The sequence below is a fragment of the Streptomyces sp. NBC_00448 genome (assembly GCF_036014115.1).
GTDB lineage: Bacteria > Actinomycetota > Actinomycetes > Streptomycetales > Streptomycetaceae > Actinacidiphila.
In genome coordinates this window covers 6,014,383-6,038,087 of sequence record NZ_CP107913.1, presented here as the reverse complement: position 1 = coordinate 6,038,087, position 23,705 = coordinate 6,014,383, and the positions used below count along the sequence as shown (strand labels likewise).

Genomic DNA, 23,705 nt, shown 5'->3' with positions numbered 1-23,705 from the left:
TATTGAGACCCGGCAACCGCCCGTCGGGTTGCAGTCAGCTCTCGATCTCATAGCATTTCTTCACTCCGTCTTCACATATGGAGGGGTCATTCGGGACTCGGTAGGGCCAATCACCCCGGCCCGCCGGCCGGTTTTCCGGCTTATCGGCTCGCGAGGGCGGTCAGGCGGGCGTAGCCCAGGATGTGGGTCGACATCGTGAAGGTGGTGACCGCGGCCGGGGTGGCCGCGGGCAGCGCCAGCGTGGGGACGTCCAGCGCGTAGACGGTGATCTGGTAGTGGTGCGGGAGATCTCCGGCCGGCGGGCAGGGGCCCAGCCAGCCGGCGACGCCCGCGGAGTCGGTGCCGGCCACGGCGCCCGCCGGCAGGTCGGAGCCCAGCGCGCTGTCCTGGGCCGGGATGTCCCAGGTCAGCCAGTGCAGGAAGCCGGTCCCCGAGGGAGCGTCCGGGTCGAACATGGTGACGGCGTAGCTGCGGGTGCCCTTGGGAGCGCCGTGCCAGGCCAGCCGGACCTGCTGATTGGCCGAGGTGCAGCCGAACGCGTCGGCGTAGGCGTCGGCGGGGAAGGTGCCGCCGTCGCGGACGTCGGGGCTGGTGACGGTGAAGCGGGCGGCGGCGTCGGGGATGCCGCTGCGCACCGTGGTGTAGCCGAAGCCGTGGTCGTCGAAGCGGCCCGCGGTGGTGTGCGCAGCGGTGCGCGTGGTGGTGTGCGCCGAGGCGGCGCCGGTCCAGCCGGCGGTGATCGCGGCGACGGCGGCCAGCGCGAGGCCGGCGCGTACGGAAGTCCTCATGGTGTGCCCTCCGGGGGAACTGCCTGGTCGAGTAGGTGTATTGAGACCACCCTGGGGCCATCGCGGGGCGGGGAGGAAGGCGCTCCGCATCCTGGTATTCGGGATGCCAGGTCCGTGGCTGGACAGCGCGCGGGAGCAGTGGTGAGCATGGTCGTCATGACGACGGGCGCGGCGGCATCGGGGGACGGTACGGGCACGGCCGGCGGGCGGGCGCGGGGACGCGCCGAACTGGCCGCGTTCCTCCGGGCGATGCGGGCCCGGCTGCGGCCGGAGGACGTGGGGCTACCGGACACGGGGCGGCGGCGGACCCCCGGGCTGCGGCGCCAGGAGGTGGCCCAGCTCGCGGCGGTCAGCATCGACTGGTACATCCGGCTGGAGCAGGGGCGGGTGGGCATGCCCGGCACCGCCGTACTGGACGCGCTCGCGCAGGCGCTGCGGCTGTCCCCGGCGGAGCACCGGCACCTGCACATCGTCGCCCGCGGCCAGGCTCCGGCGGCCGCGCACACCCCGGCCCGGGTCGGCGGCTCACTGCGGGTACTGCTCGACGGGATGCCCCTGCTGCCCGCGTACGTCCTGGACTTCCGGCTGGACATCCTGGCGCACAACGCGGCGGCCGAGGCGCTGTTCGGTCCGGACTTCGGCTCCGGCGACGCGGACAACCTGGCCCGGGTGCTCTTCCTCGCCACGCCGATCCGAGCGATGCAGCTGGACTGGGTGCGGGTCGCCCGCGAGACCGTGGGCAACCTGCGGGCGAACCTCGCCCGGCACCGCGACGACCCCCGGCTGCGCGCACTGATCGCCGAACTGCGAGAGCACAGCCCCGAGTTCGCCGGCTGGTGGGCCGACCACACGGTCAAGGAACGCGGCCACGGCAGCAAGCGCCTGCTGCACCCTGTGGTCGGCGAACTCGCCGTCTGCTACGACGCGCTGGCCGCGCCCGGCGGCGCCGACCAGCACATCGTCGCGGTCACCCCGGCCGACCCGCCCGCCGAACGCGCCCTGCGCACCCTGGTGGCGGAGCACTCCGCCGCCCTGGCCCGGCCCGCCACCCGCCCGGCCGTGGTGGTGGCCTGACGGCTCGCCGGCCGCGCCGCCACGGCTCCGGCTCCGGCTCCGGCTCGATCAGTCCGCGGCCGGCGGCTGCCACGCGGCCGCCAGGGCGACCAGGCCCGGGAAGCGGGCTTCGAGGTCGTCGACCCGGACGTGGCTGCGACGCTCCAGGCCGTACTGCCGCTGCCGGATGACGCCCGCCTCGCGCAGTGCGCGGAAGTGGTGGGTGAGCGAGGACTTCGGCCGGTCCAGCCCGAACCAGCCGCAGGGGTGATCGAACTCCTCGCGTTCCAGCAGGAGTTTGCGGACCACGAAGAGCCGTAGCGGATCGCTCAGCGCGCCGAGCACCACCTCCAGCCGCAACTCCCCCACCGCCGGCTCAGGCAGCGGTTCCGGCAGCACGTCCGGTTCCGGCAGCACCTTGACGGTCGGCACCGGCGGCGCGATCGACGGCATGGGGTCCTCCTCGGGACATCGACTTCGCTGTACGACTTCTATCGTACAGCGTGCTAAGTTCGAGAAAACTCGTACCGGGCGGATGTTGCACGAGGGAAGGGAACTCGCCATGTCTCAGAGCCGGTTGACGCCACGCGTGAACGATCCGGGACCGGACGGTCCGGGACTGGACACCCTGGGGCCGGGCGGTCCGGGGCTGGACGGTCGCGCCAGCAAGGAGGCGCCGACGGGGTGGGTGTGGTTGGCGGCCTGGCCGATCACCGCGGTCTTCGTGCTGTCGAACGTCGCCACGCCGCTGTACGTGCTGTGGCAGCGCGACATCGGCTTCTCCAAGGGCACGCTCACCGTCGTCTTCGCCTTCTACATCGTGGGCCTGCTCGGTTCGTTGCTCGTGTCCGGCGTGCTGTCGGACCGGGTGGGGCGCAAGCCCGTGCTGCTTCCCGCGCTCGGTCTGGCGCTGGCCGCCTGCGCGGTCTTCGGCACCGCCGGGTCGGTGGCGGCGCTGATCGTCGCGCGGCTGTTCACCGGGGTCGCGGTCGGCGCGGCCGTGTCCGCGGGCATGGCCGCGGTGACCGACGTGGCCGGCCCGCACCGGCGGCCACTGGCCGCGCTGCTCGCGTCGTGCGCGATGGTGCTGGGCGCGGGCCTGGGGCCGTTCCTCGCGGGTGTGCTCTCCGAGGTGTTCCCGGCGCCGACCGTGCTGGTCTTCGTGGTGGAGGCGGTACTGCTGGCCACCGCGGTCCTCGTGGTGCTGCGCATGCCGCTGCCGCGTCGCGACCGGGCGTCGGAGGCCGGGGCGGTCGGCGGATCAGCCGACGGATCAGGCGACGGATCAGCCGGCGGATCAGCCGGCGGGGCGGCAAGGCCCGCAGGCGGAGCCTGGCTGCGGGTGCCGCGCGTGCCGCGCGAGGGCCGCACCCCGCTCGTCCTGGGTATCTCCGTGTTCGCACCGGGCATCACGGCCACTTCGTTCGTGCTGTCGCTCGGCCCCTCCCTGCTGGCCGGGCTGCTGCACACCGACAGCCGGGTGCTCGCCGGGTCCATGGCGTTCGCGATGTTCCTCACCGCGGCCGGGGTGCAGTTCGCCGTGCGGCGGCTGGACCGGCGCAGGGTGCTGGTGGCCGGGGTGGCGGCCGCCACCGCGGCCATGGCCGCGCTCGTCACCGCGGTGCACACCTCGTCCGTCCCGGTGCTCGTCGCGGCCGCGATCCTGGCGGGCGCGGGCCAGGGCCTGGGGCAGTTGGGCGGCCTGTCGCTGCTCAACTCCTCGGTGGCGCCCGCGCGGCTGGCCGAGGCGAACGCCGCGCTCAACGTCGGCGGCTACCTCCCGGCCGGGGCGCTGCCGGTCGCGGCCGGCTACCTCAGCGACGCCGCCGGGCTGACGACGGGCGCGACCGCCTTCGGCGTGGTGCTCACCGCACTCGCCGTCGCGGGCGGCCTGGTGGTCGTCACGACCGGCCGCGCCGAGCGGTCGGCGTGACATGCGAACGGCCCCGCGCGCTCACCGAGATGAGCGGCGGGGCCGTATCGGACCGGCTGGATCAGATCAGGCCGAGGGCGCGGACCGCGTCGCGCTCCTCCGCCAGCTCCTGCACCGACGCGTCGATGCGCGGCCGGGAGAAGGCGTTGATGTCCAGGCCCTGGACGATCTCGTACGAGCCGTTCCTGGTGGTCACCGGGAAGGAGGAGATCAGGCCGGCCGGGACACCGTAGGAACCGTCGGAGACGATGCCCATGGAGGTCCAGTCGCCGTCGGCGGTGCCGTTCACCCAGGTGTGCACGTGGTCCAGGGCGGCGGAGGCGGCCGAGGCGGCGGACGAGGCACCGCGGGCCTCGATGATGGCCGCGCCGCGCTTGGCGACGGTCGGGATGAACGTGTCGGCGAGCCACTGCTCGTCGCCGATCACCTCGGCGGCGTTCTTGCCCTCGATCTCCGCGTGGAAGACGTCCGGGTACTGGGTCGCGGAGTGGTTGCCCCAGATGGTGACGCGCTTGATGTCCGCGACGGCCGCACCGGTCTTCTTCGCGAGCTGGCCGAGCGCGCGGTTGTGGTCCAGCCGGGTCATCGCGGTGAAGCGGTCGGCGGGTACGTCGGGGGCCGCGGACTTCGCGATCAGCGCGTTGGTGTTCGCCGGGTTGCCGACGACCAGGACCTTGATGTCGTCGGCCGCGTGGTCGTTGATGGCCTTGCCCTGCGGCTTGAAGATGCCGCCGTTGGCCTCCAGCAGGTCGCCGCGCTCCATGCCCTTGGTGCGGGGGCGGGCGCCGACCAGCAGGGCCACGTTGGCGCCGTCGAACGCGGCGTTCGGGTCGTCGAAGATGTCGATGCCGTGCAGCAGCGGGAAGGCGGCGTCGTCCAGCTCCATGGCAGTGCCCTCGGCCGCCTTGAGGCCCTGCGGGATCTCCAGCAGCCGGAGCTTCACCGGCACGTCCGCGCCGAGCAGGTGGCCCGAGGCGATACGGAAGAGGAGGGCGTAGCCGATCTGGCCGGCCGCTCCGGTGACGGTGACGTTGACGGGAGTGCGAGTCATTGCCTTCTCCTGGCCTTCTGCTTCGGGTGGTGCTGCGGGTGGTACTGGCGGGTACTCGGTCGCCCCGGCAGTGGCCCGAGCGGCCCCGAACGTGGATCTCTCGGCGTCAAGAGAGCCAGTCGCCAGGCTATCGCGCGCCGCGCGCGGAGATGACGCTGCCTCCTGTGGCCCGGGTCACCGACGGCGGTACGTGCGCCGTACAGGGCCGGGTCGCACGGCGCGGCCCCGTCAGCCGATGCACACGCCGAGCAGGATCAGGCCGAGGCAGAAGGGGGTGTGGGACGGGCTGGGGTCCGGGGTCGGGCCGGCGCTCGTGGGCGGGTCGGAGGGCGGGTCGGCGGAGCCGCCGTTCGCGCCGCCCGCGGGCGGGGTCGTGGCGGGGGCGCCCTTGCCGCCCGGGGTGCCGGAGGTCCCGGCCGAGCCCGCCGAACCGGCCTGGCCCGTCGATCCGTCCGGGCCCGCGCCGGACGCCGACGGTTCGCCGCCGCCGGTGAGGGGCTGGTCCATGCCGCCGGGGTTCTGGTCGCCCGTTCCCGCGGTGGCGGTGCCGCCCGGGCCCGGCGGGCGCGGGGTGCCGCCGCCCCTGTGCCCGTGGGCCGGTGCGGAGGAGCCGGGTGCGGCGGGCGCCGTCAGCGACGGGTCCGCCTGTCCCGCGGGGGCCCGGCCGGTGCTCGGTCCCGCCGTCAGCAGGACCGCGATCAGCGCGCCCACCGCGAGCAGGGCGACGGTGGCCAGCAGCAGGAACTGCCGGCGGCGGCCCGGCAGCCCCTCCTCCGCGCCGAGCGGGTCCAGCGGGTCGGGGTGCGGCACCGCCTTGCCCCTGCCCCGGTCACCCGTACCGGTGCTCGCCTTCTCCGCCAGCCGCCACAGCTCACCGACCCGGGCGTAGTCCGCTCCGCTCGCCTGGGCCAGCACCTCCACCGCGTCCAGCGGCGGCAACTGCCGTCCGGCCAGGACCCGTTCCCACGTCTCCACGGGTTGCGCGGTCCGCGCGGCCAACGCGGGCACCGTCAGGCCGCTGCGGTCCTTCATCCGGCGAAGCTGCGTGGCAAGCCGCCGCACGTCCATCGGAATACGGTGCGCCAACGGCTCCCACTGCCCCACGGCAACCCCTCGCCCTCACCCGACCCCGTTTCCCGGCCACGCTAGGACGACGTTCCCTCAACCGGACGACTTTCGCCCGACCCCCACCGTTTCGGCTACCGCCGTGGTAAGCGGGCGCCCCAAGGGTGCCCCCCTCCCCCCGCTCCGCGACCTTGCGGTGGGTGGGTGGCTCGTGCGGTTGCCCGCCGCGGCAACGGCGCTGCGCCGTCGTGGCTCGTCGCTCCGTTCTCCCCCAGAGCTTCGCCTGGGAGGTACCCCCACGCGCCCCTGGTTTTGTGCGGCTCCTTCCGCGAAGAAGCAGGTGCCCTGAGGCGCGCTGTGCAGCGGGGGCGCGCCACAACAAGGGGCGCGGGGAACTGCGCGACCAGCCCATCACCGGGGGAAGATCCGGCGAACCCCCGTGAGGGGCAAGCTGTGCGGACGCTCAGCGCGTCAACAGAACGCAGCCGAGGAGGCGGCACGGGGGCGCCCCCGAAAGGAGCGAGCTTCGTTCCGCGGAAGACCCGCAAGTCACCCAGGGGCGCGTGGGGGTACCTCCCAGGCGAAGCTCTGGGGGAGAACGGCGCGACAAGCCACCCACCGGGAGGTGGTCCCGGAACCGACAGGACCACCCACCACGGGGGGACAGGGCCAAGCTCAGCGCACAGAGAAGTGGATGATGTCCTCCAGGAACGGAATCCGGATCAGGGGGTCCGGCTGGGCCATGAGCCCGAGCAGAACGATCGCCGCACCGAGAATCCCGTAGGTGATCACGTCAGTGAACCTGCTGCGGATCGCGAGCATCCCGACAGCGGTGAGCGCCCAGCGCAATACGGCACCGAGAAGCAGCGACGCCCCGATCAGGACCGTGCCGGCCCGAAACGCCCCGGCCGCGGTGACGATGAGCCCGATGATCGTCCCGGCGATGACAACGATGATCGGCCACTGCCGGGCGGGCGCGGGCGCGTCGCTGCCGGCCGCACGGCCCCCACCCTCGGGCCGGGCGATGCCACGCGTGGCCTCGGGCCGCCCGCCGGGCTCGCGCGGCACGGAACGCGCGGTGCCGTCGGGCACCTCCGCGGGAAGGCCCGCCGCCTCAGCCGACATGGCCCGCCGCCGTGCGCTCGGCCGCTTCCACGACGTTCTGGAGCAGGAGCGCGCGGGTCATCGGCCCGACCCCGCCCGGGTTCGGCGAGAGCCACGCGGCGACCTCGGCGGCACCCGGGTGGACGTCGCCGACGATCTTGCCGTTCTCGTCACGGCTGACGCCGACATCGAGCACGGCCGCGCCCGGCTTGACGTCCTGCGGCTTGACGATGTGCGGCACGCCCGCCGCGGCCACGATGATGTCGGCCTGCCGCAACTGCGCCGACAGGTCCCGGGTCCCTGTGTGGCAGAGCGTCACCGTGGCGTTCTCGGACTTGCGGGTGAGCAGCAGCCCGATCGACCGCCCGACGGTGATGCCGCGGCCGACCACGACCACATGCGCACCGTTGATCTCGACGTCGTGCCGCCGCAGCAGCTCCACGATGCCGTTGGGCGTGCAGGGCAGCGGCCCGGGAACGCCGAGCACCAGGCGGCCCAGGCTCATCGGGTGCAGCCCGTCCGCGTCCTTCTCCGGGTCCATCAGCTCCAGCACCCGGTTGGTGTCGATGCCCTTGGGCAGCGGCAGCTGCACGATGTAGCCGGTGCACTCGGGGTCGGCGTTGAGCTCGCGGACGACCGCCTCGATCTCCCCCTGCGTGGCGGTGTCCGGCAGTTCGCGCTGGATGGAGCCGATGCCCACCTGCGCGCAGTCGCGGTGCTTGCCCGCGACGTACCACTTGCTGCCCGGGTCGTCACCGACCAGCAGGGTGCCGAGACCGGGCTGGACACCGCGGTCCTTGAGCGCCTGGACGCGGACGGTCAACTCGGACTTGATCGCGGCGGCCGTGGCCTTGCCATCGAGAATCTGGGCGGTCATGGCTCCATACTCGCGGATCTGCCCGGCGAGCGACCAATCCGCCCGCGAACCGGACACCGGGCGGGCTCCGCAGGGCCTGCGGGCGCGGCGCGGAACGAGACCGGTCCGGCCAAACCGGGCAAGCCCGCCCCTTGCGCGCTCCCCCGCCCGGGCTCCACGATGTGCGCGCACGCCCGTCCCCTGCTGCCAAGGAATCCGCTCGTGAGCCAGCCCCCCGGTCCCGCCAACCCGTACGGTGACCCGCCCCCGCAGCCCTACGGGCAGCCGCCGTCCGCCGGCCAGTCCCCGTACGGAGCGGGTCCGTACCCCCAGGGCGGTCAGCCCTACGGTGCCGGTCCCGGCTACCAGGCAGGTCCGTACGGCTACCCGGCCCCGAGCAACCTCCCGCCCGGCATGCCGCCGCCGGCCAGTTGGGGCGCCCGCCTCGGCGCCATGCTGCTGGACGGGCTGATGTTCAACCTCATACCGAGCGGCCTGTTCTTCGCCGGCTACGGCCGGTTCGCGAGCAAGCTGGTCGACGCGTGGAACACCTGCGACGACCACGACATCCCGCGGTCGCAGTGCACCACCCCGAGCGTGCCCACCAGTTCGGCCATGCTCATGCTCGTCGGCGCGCTGCTGTCACTCGCCGCGCTCCTCTTCCTCGCCTACCGCGAGGGCCGCACCGGGCAGACCCCCGGCAAGCGCATCGTCGGCATCCGGCTCCTGCGCGAGGCGGACGGCTCCGCCCTCGGGTTCTGGCGCGCTTTCGGCCGCCGCCTCCTCCACGCCCTCGACGCGCTCCCCTGCTGCCTCGGCTTCCTCTGGCCCCTCTGGGACGAGAAGCACCAGACCTGGGCGGACAAAATGGTCCACACGGTGGTCATCCGTGACAACGGTTGACCGACCCCCCGGGTGCCCCCGTCCCCCCGGTTGAGGGACCACCCGCCGGTGGGGGGCTTGTCGCGCCGGCACTGTGAACGCGGCGAGCAACCACCCCAAAGGGGCGCGGGGAACTGCGCGACCAGCAGGCCACCGGCCTGCGGCCGGGACACAACCGAAGCCACAACGGCGCGTAGCCGAGGGGCGCGTGGGGGTACCTCCCAGGCGAAGCTCTGGGGGAGAACGGCGCGAGAACCCACCACCGGAGGGGTGGTCCCGGAACCGACAGGACCACCCACCCCGGGGGGTCAGGGGCACCGCCCCCGCGAGGTCAGTGGAAGAAGTGCCGGGTACCCGTGAAGTACATGGTGACCCCGGCCTTCTTCGCAGCCTCGACGACCGCCTCGTCGCGGATGGACCCACCCGGCTGGGCCACCGCCTTGACGCCGGCGGCGGTCAGGACTTCCAGCCCGTCGGGGAACGGGAAGAACGCGTCGGAGGCGGCGTAGGAACCCGCGGCGCGCTCCACCCCGGCCCGCTCCACCGCCAGCTTCGCCGAGTCGACCCGGTTGACCTGCCCCATGCCGACCCCGACGGTCGCCCCGTCCTTCGCCAGAAGGATCGCGTTGGACTTGACCGCCCGGCAGGCCCGCCAGGCGAACGCGAGGTCGGCCAGTTCGGCGGCGGACAGCGGCTCACCGGTCGCGAGGGTCCAGGTGGACGGGTCGTCGCCGTCGGCCTGCAGCCGGTCCTTGGCCTGCACGAGGACGCCGCCCTCGATCGGGCGGTGCTCCGTGGTGGCGGCGGGCGCGTCGGCGCAGCGCAGCACGCGGATGTTCTTCTTGCGGGCCAGCACCTCGACGGCGCCGTCCTCGTAGGCGGGGGCGACGATCACCTCGGTGAAGATCTCCGCGACCTGCTCGGCCATCGCCACGGACACCGGGCGGTTGACCGCGATGACCCCGCCGAACGCGGAGAGCGGGTCGCAGGCGTGCGCCTTGCGGTGCGCGTCGGCGACATCGGCGCCGACCGCGATCCCGCACGGGTTGGCGTGCTTGATGATCGCCACGCAGACGCCGTCGTGGTCGTAGGCGGCCCGGCGGGCGGCCTCGGTGTCGACGTAGTTGTTGTACGACATCTCCTTGCCGTGCAACTGCTCCGCGCCCGCCAGGCCGGTCCCGCTGCCGTCGGTGTAGATCGCCGCGCCCTGGTGCGGGTTCTCGCCGTAGCGAAGGGTGTTGAGGCGGGTGTACGTGGCACCGGTGAAGGCGGGGAACTCGTCGTCGGCGCTGTAGCCGTCCAGGAACCAGGAGGCCACGGCCACGTCGTACGCGGCGGTGTGCTGGAACGCCTCGGCGGCCAGCCGCTTGCGGGCGGCGAGGTCGAAGCCGCCGTCGCCCACCGCGGCGAGCACGTCGGCGTAGCGGGCGGGGCTGGTGACGACCGCGACGGAGGGGTGGTTCTTGGCGGCGGCGCGGACCATGGAGGGGCCGCCGATGTCGATCTGCTCGACGCACTCGTCGGGGCTCGCGCCCGAGGCGACGGTCTCGCGGAACGGGTAGAGGTTCACCACGACCAGCTCGAACGGCTTGACCTCCAGCTCGTCGAGCTGCCTGCGGTGGTCCTCCAGCCGCAGGTCGGCGAGGATGCCGGCGTGCACCCGCGGGTGCAGGGTCTTCACCCGGCCGTCCAGGCACTCGGGGAAGCCGGTCAGCTCCTCGACCTTGGTGACGGGCACGCCGGCGGCGGCGATCCGCCCGGCGGTCGAGCCGGTCGACACCAGTTCGACGCCGGCCGCGTGCAGGCCGCGGGCCAGCTCCTCCAGACCGGTCTTGTCGTAGACGCTGATCAGCGCGCGGCGGATGGGCCGCTGCGTCCCGCTGTCCTGCGGGGTGTCCTGGGAGGTGGCGCTCATGCCGGAATCAAAACCTTTCGTCCCTCAATGCGGTAGCCGTCACGCGACAGGCGTCCCACCACGTCGACGAGCAGCCGTCGCTCGACTTCCTTGATGCGCTCGTGGAGCGCTTCCTCCGTGTCGTCCGGCCGGACCTCGACCACGCCCTGGGCGATGACCGGGCCGGTGTCGACGCCGTCGTCGACGAAGTGGACGGTGCACCCGGTGACCTTGGCGCCGTACGCGAGCGCGTCCCGCACGCCGTGCGCACCGGGGAAGCTGGGCAGCAGCGCCGGGTGGGTGTTGACGAACCGGCCGCCGAACCTGGCCAGGAACGCCGGGCCGACGATCTTCATGAAGCCGGCCGAGACCACCAGGTCCGGGTCGTACGCCGCGGTGGCCTCGGCGAGCGCGGCGTCCCAGCCGGCCCGGTCGGCGTGGTCCCGTACCCGCACGGTGAACGTGGGCAACCCGGCGCGCTCGGCCCGCTCAAGGCCCGCGATCCCCTCACGGTCCGCACCGACCGCCACGATCCGCGCGCCGTACGCCGGGTGGGCGTCGATGGCGTCGAGCAGGGCCTGGAGGTTGGTGCCGGAACCGGAGACGAGGACGACGAGACGAGCAGGAGTGCGGGCGGCCACGGACGGGGCCTCTCTCGGGCGTGCGGGAATCCCGCGAACGGGGACCCTGGCGGCTGTATTTCGGGCTGCTTGGATGTTTCTATGAGACCGGGGCCGCTCGAATTCGGGGAACCCTACGAGTGCGCCGACCGTCAGCAACGATACCGGCACTCCGGACGGCCCCCACGGGACGGGGGAGCGTGCGGGCGGTAGCGTCTGGGGGAGAACACGTACGCGACAGGAGTCGAGCCCAAGGGGATGGCGCATCACATCATGAGCAGCGGCCGCATTGAACTCGCGCTGCGCGCGCCCGAGGGCGATCGGCGGGACAACCCGTTCGCGCCCCCGCCCGAGGGTGCCCCGGACCGCCCGTGGCAGCCCAGGCAGCCCTCCGGCGACCCTGGGCATCAGGGTGGCGGGGCAGGTGGGTCCGGCGGCTCCGGGTCCGGCTCCGGGGGTTCGGGCGGCGCCGGTTCCGGTGGCGGCTCGGGTGACCACGGCTCGGGCGATCACGGCTCGGGCGATCACGGCTCGGGCGACCACGGGCAGCAGGGCGGGCCGGAGCACCCGCACGGCGCCCCGCAGGCGTGGGGCCACCAGTGGAGCAGCCGCCAGCCGCAGTCCGGCCGGCCGGACCCGTTCGCCCGCCGCCCCGGGGACCAGCAGGGACCGACCGGGCCGCAGGGCCAGGGCCCGCGCTTCGACCCGACCGACCCGGCCCAGCGCCGCTCGCGGTACGCCCTGATCTGCGGCGGCTGGGGGCTGATCTTCTCGCTGCTCGGCTGGACCCCGCTGGGTCTGCTGCTCGGCGCGCTCGCCCTCTACTGGGGCATCAGCGCGCTGCGGATGTCCCCCGAGGACCGCGCCAAGGCCCGCGCCCAGGCCGCCTCCGCGCTCGCCGACGCCACCCAGTCCCCCCGCCCGGCGCCGCCCGCGCCCGGCCCGGACGCCCAGCGCTCCTTCCTCACGGCGGCCTGGACCGGCGTCATCACCAGCGCGCTCACCCTCGCGATCGTCGGCACCACCTACGGCTTCCAGATCGCCTATCGCGACTACTACGACTGCAAGTCGGACGCGCTGACCGCTCCGGCCTCGCACGCCTGCCAGAAGCTCCTGCCCTCCCCGCTGCGCGGCCTGCCCGCCCTGCGGGACTGACCACCAGGGCCGGCGCCGTCCGGTCATCGCTCAGGGGTCGGGCCTAGGGCTCGTCGGGTTCGGGCTGCCCGGCGGGCGGGGGTTCGGCCGGCGGCGCCGGTGCGACCGAGGGCTCGGCGGGTGAACCCGCGGACGGATCGGTGGCCGGATCTACGGGCGGTTCCGCGGCCGGCTGCTGCCCGGGGGGTTCCGCGGGCGACTGCACGGACGGTTGCACGGACGGATTTGTGGCCGACTTCACGGGCGCCTGCACCGGCGGTTCGGCTCCGGAACGGGTGGACGGTTCCGCGGGCGGGTCGGCCGGACGGGGTGGGACCGGCGTCGGCGGGGCCGCGGGCGGGGCCGGAGGCGCGGGGGGCGCTGAGGGCGGCAGGTCAGGCAGCGGTGGCGGAAAGAGCGGCAACGGGGCCGGGTTGGGCCACGGCAGCGGGTCGGACTGCGTCGGGGCGAGGCCGGGCAGCGGCGGCGGGAAGGCGGTCGGCGCGGCCGGGGCCGGCTTCGGTACGGAGGCGGGGGCGCCTTGCGCCGGCGGGCCCGGGGGCGCCGGAGCCACCGCTTCGCTCGGGCCCTGCTCGCCGGTACCGCTCCCCGCCGACCTGCGCAGCCGAGCCCACGACACGTCGGGCATCCGCGGCCGGGGCACCCGTAGCTCACCGACCAACGACCGCCACGGGTGCGGCGGATGGGCCACGTGGTAGCGCAGCACCAGCGCGGCCGGGACCGCGATCACCAGCGTCCACCCGGCCGCCGCGGCCCCCGCCAGCCACCAGGCCGGCCCGAAGTCCGCGAGCCGGCGCAGGCCGAGCGCACCCCCCGACCACGCGGCGAGCACCGCGAACCCGGCGCCCAGCACGAGTGAGGCCCCGGCCGTGACGCGGACCGTGCTCCACACCGGCCAGGCGTCGTTCCCGACGAACCACGCCACCGCGAGCGCGACCAGCGCCGGGACCGCGAGCGTGGTCCAGCCGACCCAGGACGTGCCGCTGTCCGGCAGCGCGGCCAGCAGCGGGAAACCGGGCAGCAGCAGGTAGCCGGAGGCGCCGGCCGGGGCCACCGCGCTGCCCGTGCCGACCGCGAAGCCGACCCCGAGCGCGTACGACGCCGCCCACACCGCGAGGTTGGGCACCAGGCCGACGGCCAGCAGCAGCACCGAGACCCGCCCCACCAGCGGCGCGCTGAGCTGCTGGTACGTCTGGCCGACCGCTCCCATGTGCCAGACCAGCGCGGCCGCGCCGATCAGGGCGCCGCCGGCCACCAGCAGCGCGCCGGCCATGGCCGCGGCCCGCACCGCCGCGCCGACCTCCTCGGCGTAGGCCCGGTGCACCCGGTGGAGGCGGGCGCCGCGGAAGCGGTCCAGCGGCAGCCGTTCCGGCCCGGGCCGCCCGCAGCCGGCCCACGCCCCGCAGCCGGCCGCGGTGCCGGAGAAGAGCAGCACGTACAGGGCGGTGAGCGGATCGACGTGGACGGAACCGCCGGTGGCGTAGACGACGACGATCGCGGCGAGGGTGAGATAGCCGGCGAGCACCCACCCGGTCACCGCGGCGGCGGCGCGCAGCCGGGCCGAGCCGGTGAGGCGGCCGTCGGGGTCGTCGCCGGACGAGCCGGGCGAGCCGCCGTGGGCAGCCGGGCCACTCGCGCCCGCGTGACCGTCGGAGCCGTCTCCGCCGGTGGCTCTCTCGGGCCCGTCGGCGTCCTTGCCGTCGACCGCGGCGGCCACGGCCGAGGACGTACCGCGGAAGACCAGCCACGCGGGCAGCACGCTGAGCAGCAGCGGCGCCACCGCGACGGGCGCGGGGTCGCCGGAGAGCGTGTCGGTACGCACCATGTCCGCGCCCTGCGCGAGCAGCCACAGGTCGGCGCCCACGTGCAGGGCGCCGCCGAGACTGGTGTCGGGGAAGGGCGAACCGATCCACAGCATCAGCACGGCGGCGGCGATCCCGCCGAGTCCCAGCCCGGCGGCGACCGCGCCCGCGGCCAGCGCGGACACGCGGAGCGCGGCCCAGCGCGGCGGCGGGGCGGATACGGAAGCGGTCAGCGGCTCGCTCGTCTGCGTCACGGCCACCCATGGTGACAGGAACACCCGTTTCGCCCCGGGAGAAGGCGAAAAGCCGACGTGTCGGCCATGATGTGCCCTATGTGTCATTTTTTCGGACCGTCATGTCAACGGATGGACGCCACCGGTGCGGCGGGGGCCCGGCGGGAGGCGGTCCGATGAGTTCGCGGCGCAAGTCCCGCAAGCGGTCGGCCGCGGCCAGGTCCGCCCGGCCCCGCCCCTCCACCCGCGCGGCGGCGCCCGCGGACACGGGTACTACCGCGGGCACGGCGCCCTCCGCGGACGACGGTCAGGGCACGGACGCGGCCGCCACCGCCGGGTCGGGCCCGGGGGCGGGCCGCGGCGGGCGGAAGGCCGGCCGGGAAACCGACCGGAAGAAGGCGGCGGTCGCGGGCAACCGCACGTACGCGGACGCAGACACCCGCGCACCCCGCGCGGCAGGCGGCCCCACCAGGACTCCCGTGGGCGGGGGCGCGGCAGCCCGTACGGCCCCCCGGTCCGCGGCACTCGTGGCGGCCGCCGCTCCGACCGCCATCGGCGCCGCCACCCTGACGGCACCTCAAGTGCCGTTCGTCGCCGAGGTGGTGACGGCACCCGCACCCGAAGCAGCACCCGAAGCCGCGCCCGCGTCCGCACCGTACGTATCCGAAGCCGCGCCGCCCGCCCCCGCCCCGATCCCGGCACCGGACCTCGGCCTTCCCGCCGACGCCACCCCCGACGACGCCTTCGACGCCCTCTACCGGCATGCCGCCGGCGCCCTGTTGCGCCAGGTGGACCTGCTCACCGGTGACGCGTCCCAGGCGCGGAGGTCCGTGGCGTACGCGTACGACCTGGCCTGGCAGCGGTGGCCCGAGGTGGCGCGGGACAGCGACCCGGTGGGCTGGCTGCGCGCGGCCGCGTACGAGCACGCGCTGGCGCCCTGGCAACGGTGGGTACCCGCGTGGGCGGGCGGGCACCGGACCCGGCCGCGTACCCCCGACGACCCGCTGGCGGCAGCCCTGCTCACGCTCCGCCCGACCCAGCGCAAGGCGCTCCTGCTCCACGACGGGCTCGGGCTCGATCTGCCTGCGGCGGCAGCGGAGGCGGAGGCGAGCGAGGAGGCGGCCGCCGCCCGTATCATCGCGGCCCGCGAGACGCTGACCGAGGCCGTACCGGACCTCGATGAGGAGGTGCTGCCGGCGCGGCTCGGCGCTCTGCTCGACGGCGGCGCCGGCCCGGACTCCGGCCCGGACTCCGGCCCCGGCGCGGGCTCGGGCGCGGGCGCGGGCTCGGGCGCGGACTCGGGCTCGAACTCGGGCTCGAACTCCGGTTCCGTTGCCGAGCCGCCGGACCTCCCCGACGGCGTGCGGGCCACGAGCGAGCGCGGGGCGCGGCGTCGTACCGTCGGGGTGTACGCCCTGACCGCGGCGATCGCGGCGGCCACCACGATCGCGGTGATCCTCACCCCGGCGCACCAATCGGCGCACCGTGCACGGCAGTCGGGCCCGGGCGCGCACGCTCCCGCCCGGAGCGGCGACCGGACCGGCCCCGCACAGCACGGCGGCGCGGGTCCGCTCCCTTCCGGGAAGCAGACCCGCGCCGCCGTGAGCCACTGAGCCGGGCCCGGTCCGGGCCCGGTGGCGGGTTCGGTCAGCCCGCCAGGATGGCCCGCGCCAGCCGCGCGGTCTCGGACGGCGTCTTGCCGACCTTGACGCCCGCGGCCTCCAGGGCCTCCTTCTTCGCCTGCGCGGTGCCGGAGGAGCCGGAGACGATGGCGCCGGCGTGGCCCATGGTCTTGCCCTCGGGCGCGGTGAAGCCCGCGACGTAGCCGACGACCGGCTTCGTCACGTTCTTCTCGATGTAGGCCGCGGCCCGCTCCTCGGCGTCGCCGCCGATCTCGCCGATCATCACGATCAGGTCGGTGTCGGGGTCGGCCTCGAACGCGGCGAGCGCGTCGATGTGCGTGGTACCGATGATCGGGTCGCCGCCGATGCCGACCGCGGACGAGAAGCCGATGTCGCGCAGCTCGTACATCATCTGGTAGGTCAGCGTGCCCGACTTGGAGACCAGGCCGATCCGGCCCGGCTTGGTGATGTCGCCGGGGATGATGCCCGCGTTCGACTGGCCGGGGGTGATCAGGCCGGGGCAGTTCGGGCCGATGATCCGGGTCTTGTTGCCCTTCGACTGGGCGAGCGCCCAGAACGCGGCGGAGTCGTGGACGGCGACGCCCTCGGTGATCACGACCGCGAGCGGGATCTCGGCCTCGATCGCCTCGACGACCGCGCTCTTGGTGAACTTCTCCGGTACGAAGATCACGGTGACGTCCGCGCCGGTGGCCTCCATGGCCTCCTTGACGGAGCCGAAGACCGGGACGTCGCCCTGCTCGAAGGTGACGGTGGTGCCGGCCTTGCGCGGGTTGACGCCGCCGACGATGTTGGTGCCGTCGCCCAGCATCAGGGTGGTGTGCTTCATGCCGGTGGCGCCGGTCATGCCCTGGACGATGACCTTGCTGTCCTTGGTCAGGAAGATAGCCATGGTGTCTTGAGTCCTCTTCCCTTACTTCGCAGCCAGCTCGGCGGCCTTGTCGGCCGCGCCGTCCATCGTGTCGACGCGCTGCACCAGCGGGTGGTTGGCGTCCGAGAGGATCTTGCGACCCAGCTCCGCGTTGTTGCCGTCCAGACGGACCACCAGCGGCTTGGTGACCTCCTCGCCCTTGGAGGCGAGCAGCGCCAGGGCCTGCACGATGCCGTTGGCGACCTCGTCGCAGGCGGTGATGCCGCCGAAGACGTTGACGAAGACGGACTTGACGTCCGGGTCGCCCAGGATGATCTCCAGGCCGTTCGCCATCACCTCGGCGGAGGCGCCGCCGCCGATGTCGAGGAAGTTGGCGGGCTTCACGCCGCCGTGCGCCTCACCGGCGTAGGCGACGACGTCCAGGGTGGACATGACCAGGCCCGCGCCGTTGCCGATGATGCCGACCTGGCCTTCGAGCTTGACGTAGTTCAGGCCCTTGGCCTTGGCGGCGGCCTCCAGCGGGTTGGCCGCGGCCTTGTCCTCCAGCGCCTCGTGCTCGGGCTGCCGGAAGGCGGCGTTCTCGTCGAGCGAGACCTTGCCGTCGAGCGCGACGATCTTGCCCTCGCCGGTCTTCACCAGCGGGTTGACCTCGACCAGCAGGGCGTCTTCCTTGATGAAGACGGTCCACAGCTGCTGCAGCACGTCCGCGACCTGGTCGGCGATCTCGGCCGGGAACTTCGCGGCGGCCACGATCTCGGCGGCCTTCTCCGGGGTCACGCCCTCCAGCGCGTCCACCGGGACCTTCGCGAGCGCGTCGGGGTTCTCCTCGGCGACGACCTCGATCTCGACGCCGCCCTCGACGGACGCCATCGCGAGGAAGGTCCGGTTGGTGCGGTCCAGCAGGAAGGAGACGTAGTACTCCTCCTTGATGTCCGCGGTCTGGGCGAGCATGACCTTGTGGACCGTGTGGCCCTTGATGTCCATGCCGAGGATCGCGTCGGCCTTCGCCACCGCGTCGGCCGGGTCCGCGGCGAGCTTCACACCGCCGGCCTTGCCGCGGCCGCCCACCTTGACTTGTGCCTTGACGACCGCCCGGCCGCCCAGCCGCTCCGCCACCTCGCGCGCCGCCTCAGGCGTGTCGATGACTTCACCGGCCAGCACCGGTACACCGTGCTTGGCGAAGAGGTCCCTCGCCTGGTACTCGAACAGGTCCACGCGCGTCCGTCTCCCTTATGGTCTTCTGGATTCCTCGGGCGGGGGCCCGGAATTCAGCGTCTCGCAGGCGGCTGCCGCCGGAAGTACAGCGCCGCCTGATCGGCTGGGCGTGCCGCTACGGGCAAGGCGACTGTGCGCAGTCACAAGGGAAGCGCACACGGTGACCGAGTACGCGGCATGTCCGTCTTGCAGGTTATCGCCGTGGGCCGTGACGTCCTAAATCGTGCCTCACATGGAGGCGGTGAGAACGGTCACAGCCTCCTGCGGAGTGGCCTCGCCGCACGGAAGGGGGTGCCCGGGGGTCAGGCTTCCGGTATGGGGAGGGGACGTTTCTCGATCGCGGCGGCCATGACCTCGGGAAAGAGATCGGGCGTGCAGGCGAAGGCCGGGGCGCCCAGGGCGGCGAGCGCGGCGGCGTGCTCCCGGTCGTACGCAGGTGCGCCCTCGTCGGACAGTGCGAGCAGCGCCACGAACTGCACACCGGACGCCTTCATGGCCGCGACCCGCCGGAGCATCTCGTCACGGATACCGCCCTCGTAGAGGTCGCTGATCAGCACCACGACGGTCTCGGCCGGCCGGGTGATCAGCGACTGGCAGTACGCCAGCGCGCGGTTGATGTCGGTGCCGCCGCCGAGTTGGGTACCGAAGAGGACGTCCACCGGGTCGTCGAGCGCGTCGGTGAGGTCGACCACGGCCGTGTCGAAGACCACGAGTTTGGTGTCGATGGACCGCATGGACGCGAGGACGGCGCCGAAGACGGAGGCGAAGACGACGGACGCGGCCATCGAGCCGGACTGGTCGATGCACAGCACGACGTCCTTCTTCACCGCCTGGTCCGCGCGGCCGTAGCCGACCAGCCGCTCGGGCACGACGGTGCCGTGCTCGGGCAGGTAGTGCCTGAGGTTGGCCCGGATGGTGCGGTCCCAGTCGATGTCGCGGTGGCGCGGCCGGTAGGTCTTCGCCGAACGGTCCAGCGCGCCGGTCAGCGTCGCCCGGGTCCTGGTCGCGAGCCGCTTCTCCAGGTCGGCCACCACCTTGCGCACCACCGCCCGGGCGGTCTCCTTGGTGGTCTCCGGCATCGCCCGATTCAGCGACAGCAGGGTGCCCACCAGGTGGACGTCCGCCTCGACCGCCTCCAGCATCTCCGGCTCCAGCAGCAGCGCGGACAGGCCGAGCCGGTCGATCGCGTCGCGCTGCATCACCGAGACGACGGAACTCGGGAAGTACGTCCGGATGTCACCCAGCCAGCGGGCCACCCGGGGCGCCGAACCGCCCAGGCCGGCCGACCGCTCCGCTCCCCCGCTCTCCCCCTGGCCGGACCGGCCGCCGCCGTAGAGCGCGCCGAGCGTACGGTCCATCGCCGCGTCCCGGCCGCTCAGCTCGCAACCGGTCCCCTCGGCGGCGCCGCCGCCGAGGACGAGCCGCCAGCGCCGCAGCCGCTCGTCGGCATCGGCGGCGTACGGAGGGCGGGAAGCGGTGCCGGTGCCGGGTGCGGTGTCGATGCCGGGTCCGGTCGTGTGTGGTGTGTGCGTCATGCGTGCGCTCCCCCTCGGTCGTCCGGCTCCGCCGGGTCCTCGTCGTCCTCCAGTTCGGCCGGGCCGGTGGTCCCGGCACGGCCGAGCAGCAGCCGTACGGTCCTGGCCGCGGTGTTCGCGCGGGCCCGGTCCAGGTCGGGGCCGAAGCCGGGCAGCCCCGCTTCCCCGGTGCCACCCGCCGCGGCCCGCGGCCGGTGTACGGCGGCCGGTCCGCGCCGCACCAACTCGCCGACCGAGCGCCGCACTCCGGGTTCGAACTCCGCGAACGTCCGCCGCAGCAGCGGGAGTACGTCCGTGAACGCGTCCTGCGGCACCCCGGCCAGCCAGCCGTCCACCAGGCCGAGCAGCCGTTCGTCGTGCAGGAGGAGCATCCCGCCGCCGGCGAGGAAGCCCTCCACCCAGCCGGCCGCCTCCGCGGGGCCGGTGCCCGGCGAGAGGGCGAGGCCCATCAGCCGGGCCGCCTCGGCCGCGTCCAACCGGCCCTCGTCCAGCAGCAGTCGGGCGGCGGCGCCGCGCAGCAGCCCCGGCACCGCGCCGTCACGCTCGGCGAGCGTCCGCAGCATCCCGTCCCACCGGTCCCGCAGGCCGCCGGTGGAAGGGGGTGCCGGTCCGGGCTCGGGGGTGGGGGTGGGCCCGGCCTTCTCCGTGGGCTCGGTCTTGCGCTCTGTTCTGCGCTCGGGTCCGCGCTCGGGTTCGGGTTCGGGTAGCAGGGCGATCGCGCGGTGGACCTCGTCCATGTGGGCGCGCAGTGCGGCGGCGCCGTCCTGGTCGAGGTTGACGCAGGCCGGGGGGAAGCCGATCCGGACCCGCTCGGCGAGCCCGGCCGCGACCCGGGCGAGGGCGGCGGAGTCGGTGCCGCGGACGTCTCCGTACCGGACCGCGCGGACCAGCGCGGGCAGCGCCGCCGCGAGGTGGGCGACGTCCGCGTCCAGCGCGGCGCGGTCGGCGAGCACCCGCATCACCGTCGGCAGGGCGTCGGACAGCCCGGCCAGCAGGCACAGTTCGGCGGTCGAGGTGACGTCGGCGAGTGTCGCCCCGGCGACCGCCGCCTCTTGGGCGCGAGTGCCGGCCGCGGCCCGTACCGTGGTGCCCCAGATCCCGGCCTCGGCGACACGGATCGCCAACTCCGGTTCCCAGCGCAGCTTCCAGGTCTCCCGGAAGGTGCCCTTGCCGCCGCGTCCGGTGCCCGGCTCGCCCCAGTCGATGCCCAGCAGCCGCAGCCGGTGCAGGAGCCGGCTGCGGTCGGCGTCGGTCTCCTTGCGCAGGTCGAGGTCGAGTTCGCGCTCCAAGGCCTCCGGCTTCAGCCGCAACCGGCGCTGCTCGCGGGCGAGATCGCGGGCGAGCGGCACCGCGGGGGCGTCCGGCGGGACCTCGCCGAGCACGTCGCCGACCACGAGGCGGTCCCGAATCAGCGCGAGCGGCACCTCCGAGCCGTCGCACATCACCGCCCGCACCGCGTCGACCGTCTCGCCGAGTCCGGCCAGCGGGCGGCCGCGCATCGCGGCGAGCGTGTCGGCCAGCCGCACCGACTCGATGACATGGGCCGAGGAGACCGGCAGGTCCTCCTCACGCAGCAGCCCGGCGACCTTCGTCATCCACCGGGTGACCGGGCGGTCCGGCGCGGTGAACAGGTGCTGGTACCAGCCCGGCGAGTCGATCCCCGCGCCGTATCCACCCGCCCGGGCGAGCCTGCGGTGGGTCCAGGGCACCCAGGTCGTCTCGACCTTGGCCTTCGGCAGGCCCTTGAGCAGCTGCCGGTCGGCGGTGGCCGGGACGGGCGCGGCGAGCGCCGGGACGTGCCAGGCGCCGCACACCACGGCGGTGCGCGCGTACGCCCGGCGGGCCTCCCGAAGCCGCAGCCGCATGTGCGCCTCGCGCAGCGGGTCGCGCGGGTCGCCGCCGTCGCCGTAGGTCGCCCGGATCGCGGCCATCGCCTCGGCCACGGCGGCGAACGGCGCGAGCGGGTCGGTGTCGTCCGCGCCGCCGCCCCGGTGCTCGACCGCGTCCTCCCACCAGCGCTCCGGGTCGTCGTACCCCGCGGTCTCGGCGAGCACGGCCAGCGGGTCGATCCGTACGGCCGCGGCATCGGAGCCGGAATCAGAGCCGTGATCGGAGCTAGAACCGGGCGCGGCTTCGGAACCGGAATCGGGCGCGGGATCGGCTTCGGGTGCGGGATCGGCGGGGGTGTCCTCGGCCGGGTCGGCCGCGCGCAGGGCCAGGGTGTGCGCGGCCGGGAGGTCGATGAACCGTACGGCGGCGCCCGCCTCGGCCGCCCACCGCATCGCCACCCATTCGGGGGAGAACTCGGCGAACGGCCAGAACGCGGCGCGTGCCGGATCGTCGGCCACATGCGCGAGCAGCGCGACCGGGGGCCGCATCGCCGGGTCCGCGGCCAGCGCGGTCAACGCGTCGGCCTCCGGCGGCCCCTCGATCAGCACGGCCTCCGGGCGGTACACGTCCAGCGCGGCACGCACCGCCCGCGCCGAACCGGGTCCGTGGTGCCGCACCCCCAGCAGCAGCACGTCGTCCGCGCCGCGGGCGGCCCGGACGCGCCGGGCCGCGGGCGGTCGAGACGGGGACGGACCGGTGACCGCGCCGGCCACGACGTCGGGTGCGGGTGCGGCATCCGGCGCGGCGGACTCGACAGAGGCCGTGGCTGCGGCCATGACGGCGGCCGACCGCACCGCGACCGCCTCACCGCCGGGGGCAGTCATGCGGACACCTCGCGGCAGGCCCGGTAGAAGTCCTTCCAGCCGTCGCGCCCGCGGACCACCGTTTCGAGGTATTCCTGCCAGACCAGCCGGTCCGCGGCCGGGTCGCGGACGACCGCGCCGAGGATTCCGGCGGCGATGTCGCTCGCGCGCAGCACCCCGTCGCCGAAGTGCGCGGCGAGCGCGAGCCCACCGGTGACGACGGAGATCGCCTCGGCCGTGGAGAGCGTCCCGGAGGGCGACTTGACCTTGGTGCGGCCGTCCTCGGTGACGCCGCCGCGAAGTTCGCGGAAGACGGTGACCACGCGGCGGATCTCGTCGGCGCCGCGCGGGGCGGCGGGCAGGTCGAGGCCGCGGCCGAGCTGGTCCACCCGGCGGGAGACGATGTCCACCTCCTCCTCCGCGGTGGCGGGCAGCGGCAGCACCACGGTGTTGAACCTGCGGCGCAGGGCGCTCGACAGTTCATTGACCCCGCGGTCGCGGTCGTTGGCGGTCGCGATCATGTTGAAGCCGCGCACGGCCTGGGTCTCGGTGCCCAACTCCGGTATCGGCAGGGTCTTCTCGGAAAGGATGGTGATGAGGGTGTCCTGCACGTCGGCCGGGATGCGGGTCAGCTCCTCGATCCGGGCGATCCGGCCCTCGGCCATCGCGCGCATCACCGGGCTGTGCACGAGGGCGTCGGGCGTGGGGCCGTGGGTGAGCAGCTGTGCGTAGTTCCACCCGTAGCGGATCGCCTCTTCCGGGGTGCCCGCGGTGCCCTGGACCAGGAGGGTGGAGTCGCCGCTGATCGCGGCGGCGAGGTGTTCGGAGACCCAGGTCTTCGCGGTGCCGGGCACGCCGAGCAGCAGCAGCGCGCGGTCGGTGGCGAGGGTGGTGACGGCGACCTCCACGATGCGGCGCGGGCCGACGTACTTCGGGGTGATCACGGTGCCGTCCGGGAGGGTGCCGCCGAGCAGGTAGGTGGCGACCGCCCACGGGGACAGTTTCCAGCGGGCCGGGCGGGTGCGGTCGTCGGCGGCGGCGAGCGCGGCGAGTTCGCCCGCGAAGGTGTCCTCCGCGTGCGGCCGCAGGGCCTGCTCGAAGCCGGGCGCGGCACTGCCGTCAGGACCGGCCTGAGCGGTGCCGGAGCCGCCGCCGGGCGCGACCGGCTCGGGACCGGCGGTGGTGCTGCTGGTTTCGGACATGAGCGACACGGTTCTCCCCCACTCGCTTGCGCGGGACCCTTCGGCCCCGAGCTCGTTCGGTGTGATCTCCACGATGCACCCGACCACTGACAATCGGTCACCCAGCGCTATTT

General features: G+C 74.3%; 18 protein-coding genes and 1 pseudogene. 5 read left to right on the top strand and 14 right to left on the bottom strand.

Going from position 1 to position 23,705, the window contains the following annotated elements:
* Nucleotides 1-140 precede the first annotated feature (140 nt).
* A complete protein-coding gene (locus OG370_RS26005) occupies nucleotides 141-788 on the bottom strand; it encodes a YbhB/YbcL family Raf kinase inhibitor-like protein (protein ID WP_328468275.1) in 648 nt (215 codons plus the stop codon).
* A gap of 156 nt (nucleotides 789-944) precedes the next feature.
* Here OG370_RS26005 and OG370_RS26000 point away from each other — a divergent pair, with 156 nt between their 5' ends.
* Nucleotides 945-1,862, top strand: coding sequence for a helix-turn-helix transcriptional regulator (locus tag OG370_RS26000; RefSeq protein ID WP_328468273.1), 918 nt, complete (start codon nucleotides 945-947; stop codon nucleotides 1,860-1,862).
* Between the two features lie 48 nt (nucleotides 1,863-1,910).
* On the opposite strand, the gene OG370_RS25995 is transcribed toward OG370_RS26000, so the two are convergent.
* A complete protein-coding gene (locus OG370_RS25995; protein ID WP_328468271.1) occupies nucleotides 1,911-2,294 on the bottom strand; it encodes an ArsR/SmtB family transcription factor in 384 nt (127 codons plus the stop codon).
* A 109-nt stretch (nucleotides 2,295-2,403) separates the two neighbouring features.
* On the opposite strand from OG370_RS25995, the gene OG370_RS25990 reads away from it, so the two are divergent.
* Nucleotides 2,404-3,774, top strand: coding sequence for an MFS transporter (locus tag OG370_RS25990; protein WP_328468269.1), 1,371 nt, complete (start codon nucleotides 2,404-2,406; stop codon nucleotides 3,772-3,774).
* 61 nt (nucleotides 3,775-3,835) lie between these two features.
* Here OG370_RS25990 and OG370_RS25985 read toward each other — a convergent pair whose 3' ends face one another.
* From OG370_RS25985 to OG370_RS25970, 4 genes and pseudogenes are all read right to left on the bottom strand, one after another.
* The gene (locus OG370_RS25985; RefSeq protein ID WP_328468267.1) at nucleotides 3,836-4,825 is read right to left on the bottom strand and encodes a malate dehydrogenase; all 990 of its coding nucleotides are present in this window, start codon (nucleotides 4,823-4,825) and stop codon (nucleotides 3,836-3,838) included.
* Between the two features lie 228 nt (nucleotides 4,826-5,053).
* On the bottom strand, nucleotides 5,054-5,893 hold the full coding sequence (locus tag OG370_RS25980; RefSeq protein ID WP_328468265.1) for a helix-turn-helix domain-containing protein: 840 nt from the start codon (nucleotides 5,891-5,893) through the stop codon (nucleotides 5,054-5,056).
* A 672-nt stretch (nucleotides 5,894-6,565) separates the two neighbouring features.
* The gene (locus OG370_RS25975; protein ID WP_443060893.1) at nucleotides 6,566-7,015 is read right to left on the bottom strand and encodes a DUF3017 domain-containing protein; all 450 of its coding nucleotides are present in this window, start codon (nucleotides 7,013-7,015) and stop codon (nucleotides 6,566-6,568) included.
* Nucleotides 6,995-7,871: pseudogene (locus OG370_RS25970) on the bottom strand (bifunctional methylenetetrahydrofolate dehydrogenase/methenyltetrahydrofolate cyclohydrolase); the annotation flags it as partial. The gene OG370_RS25975 and the pseudogene OG370_RS25970, both read right to left, overlap by 21 nt.
* Before the next feature lie 201 nt (nucleotides 7,872-8,072).
* Here OG370_RS25970 and OG370_RS25965 point away from each other — a divergent pair.
* A complete protein-coding gene (locus tag OG370_RS25965) occupies nucleotides 8,073-8,753 on the top strand; it encodes an RDD family protein (protein ID WP_328468263.1) in 681 nt (226 codons plus the stop codon).
* Nucleotides 8,754-9,063: 310 nt separating this feature from the next.
* Here the strand turns inward: OG370_RS25965 and purH are convergent, their stop codons facing one another.
* Nucleotides 9,064-10,647, bottom strand: a complete 1,584-nt coding sequence (gene purH / locus OG370_RS25960; protein ID WP_328468261.1) for a bifunctional phosphoribosylaminoimidazolecarboxamide formyltransferase/IMP cyclohydrolase — start codon at nucleotides 10,645-10,647, stop codon at nucleotides 9,064-9,066.
* Nucleotides 10,644-11,267, bottom strand: a complete 624-nt coding sequence (gene purN, locus OG370_RS25955; protein WP_328468259.1) for a phosphoribosylglycinamide formyltransferase — start codon at nucleotides 11,265-11,267, stop codon at nucleotides 10,644-10,646. The genes purH and purN overlap by 4 nt, the downstream gene beginning before the upstream one ends.
* Before the next feature lie 237 nt (nucleotides 11,268-11,504).
* Here purN and OG370_RS25950 point away from each other — a divergent pair, with 237 nt between their 5' ends.
* Entirely contained in the window at nucleotides 11,505-12,401 is an 897-nt protein-coding gene (locus OG370_RS25950) for a hypothetical protein (protein ID WP_328468257.1), read from the top strand.
* Between the two features lie 43 nt (nucleotides 12,402-12,444).
* Here the strand turns inward: OG370_RS25950 and OG370_RS25945 are convergent, their stop codons facing one another.
* Entirely contained in the window at nucleotides 12,445-14,457 is a 2,013-nt protein-coding gene (locus tag OG370_RS25945; RefSeq protein ID WP_328468255.1) for a cell division protein PerM, read from the bottom strand.
* Between the two features lie 506 nt (nucleotides 14,458-14,963).
* On the opposite strand from OG370_RS25945, the gene OG370_RS25940 reads away from it, so the two are divergent.
* Nucleotides 14,964-16,049, top strand: a complete 1,086-nt coding sequence (locus OG370_RS25940) for a hypothetical protein (protein ID WP_328468253.1) — start codon at nucleotides 14,964-14,966, stop codon at nucleotides 16,047-16,049.
* A gap of 34 nt (nucleotides 16,050-16,083) precedes the next feature.
* Here the strand turns inward: OG370_RS25940 and sucD are convergent, their stop codons facing one another.
* The 5 genes from sucD to OG370_RS25915 form a co-directional block, all read right to left on the bottom strand.
* Nucleotides 16,084-16,968 (bottom strand): succinate--CoA ligase subunit alpha, encoded by an 885-nt coding sequence (gene sucD / locus OG370_RS25935; RefSeq protein WP_328468251.1) that lies wholly within the window; start codon nucleotides 16,966-16,968, stop codon nucleotides 16,084-16,086.
* Between the two features lie 21 nt (nucleotides 16,969-16,989).
* A complete protein-coding gene (gene sucC / locus OG370_RS25930) occupies nucleotides 16,990-18,162 on the bottom strand; it encodes an ADP-forming succinate--CoA ligase subunit beta (RefSeq protein WP_328468249.1) in 1,173 nt (390 codons plus the stop codon).
* A 302-nt stretch (nucleotides 18,163-18,464) separates the two neighbouring features.
* A complete protein-coding gene (locus OG370_RS25925; RefSeq protein ID WP_328468247.1) occupies nucleotides 18,465-19,697 on the bottom strand; it encodes a VWA domain-containing protein in 1,233 nt (410 codons plus the stop codon).
* On the bottom strand, nucleotides 19,694-22,411 hold the full coding sequence (locus OG370_RS25920) for a DUF5682 family protein (RefSeq protein ID WP_328468245.1): 2,718 nt from the start codon (nucleotides 22,409-22,411) through the stop codon (nucleotides 19,694-19,696). The genes OG370_RS25925 and OG370_RS25920 overlap by 4 nt, the downstream gene beginning before the upstream one ends.
* Nucleotides 22,408-23,592 (bottom strand): ATP-binding protein, encoded by a 1,185-nt coding sequence (locus OG370_RS25915; RefSeq protein WP_328468243.1) that lies wholly within the window; start codon nucleotides 23,590-23,592, stop codon nucleotides 22,408-22,410. Before OG370_RS25915 ends, OG370_RS25920 begins: the two co-directional genes overlap by 4 nt.
* Nucleotides 23,593-23,705 lie beyond the last annotated feature (113 nt).

Bases quoted from the DNA above. Each gene is read 5' to 3' on its own strand.
- OG370_RS26005 (WP_328468275.1), bottom strand. From the start codon at position 788: ATGAGGACTTCCGTACGCGCCGGCCTCGCGCTGGCCGCCGTCGCCGCG.
- OG370_RS26000 (WP_328468273.1), top strand. From the start codon at position 945: ATGACGACGGGCGCGGCGGCATCGGGGGACGGTACGGGCACGGCCGGC.
- OG370_RS25995 (WP_328468271.1), bottom strand. From the start codon at position 2,294: ATGCCGTCGATCGCGCCGCCGGTGCCGACCGTCAAGGTGCTGCCGGAA.
- OG370_RS25990 (WP_328468269.1), top strand. From the start codon at position 2,404: ATGTCTCAGAGCCGGTTGACGCCACGCGTGAACGATCCGGGACCGGAC.
- OG370_RS25985 (WP_328468267.1), bottom strand. From the start codon at position 4,825: ATGACTCGCACTCCCGTCAACGTCACCGTCACCGGAGCGGCCGGCCAG.
- OG370_RS25980 (WP_328468265.1), bottom strand. From the start codon at position 5,893: ATGGACGTGCGGCGGCTTGCCACGCAGCTTCGCCGGATGAAGGACCGC.
- OG370_RS25975 (WP_443060893.1), bottom strand. From the start codon at position 7,015: ATGTCGGCTGAGGCGGCGGGCCTTCCCGCGGAGGTGCCCGACGGCACC.
- purH (WP_328468261.1), bottom strand. From the start codon at position 10,647: ATGAGCGCCACCTCCCAGGACACCCCGCAGGACAGCGGGACGCAGCGG.
- OG370_RS25950 (WP_328468257.1), top strand. From the start codon at position 11,505: ATGGCGCATCACATCATGAGCAGCGGCCGCATTGAACTCGCGCTGCGC.
- sucD (WP_328468251.1), bottom strand. From the start codon at position 16,968: ATGGCTATCTTCCTGACCAAGGACAGCAAGGTCATCGTCCAGGGCATG.
- OG370_RS25925 (WP_328468247.1), bottom strand. From the start codon at position 19,697: ATGACGCACACACCACACACGACCGGACCCGGCATCGACACCGCACCC.
- OG370_RS25920 (WP_328468245.1), bottom strand. From the start codon at position 22,411: ATGACTGCCCCCGGCGGTGAGGCGGTCGCGGTGCGGTCGGCCGCCGTC.
- OG370_RS25915 (WP_328468243.1), bottom strand. From the start codon at position 23,592: ATGTCCGAAACCAGCAGCACCACCGCCGGTCCCGAGCCGGTCGCGCCC.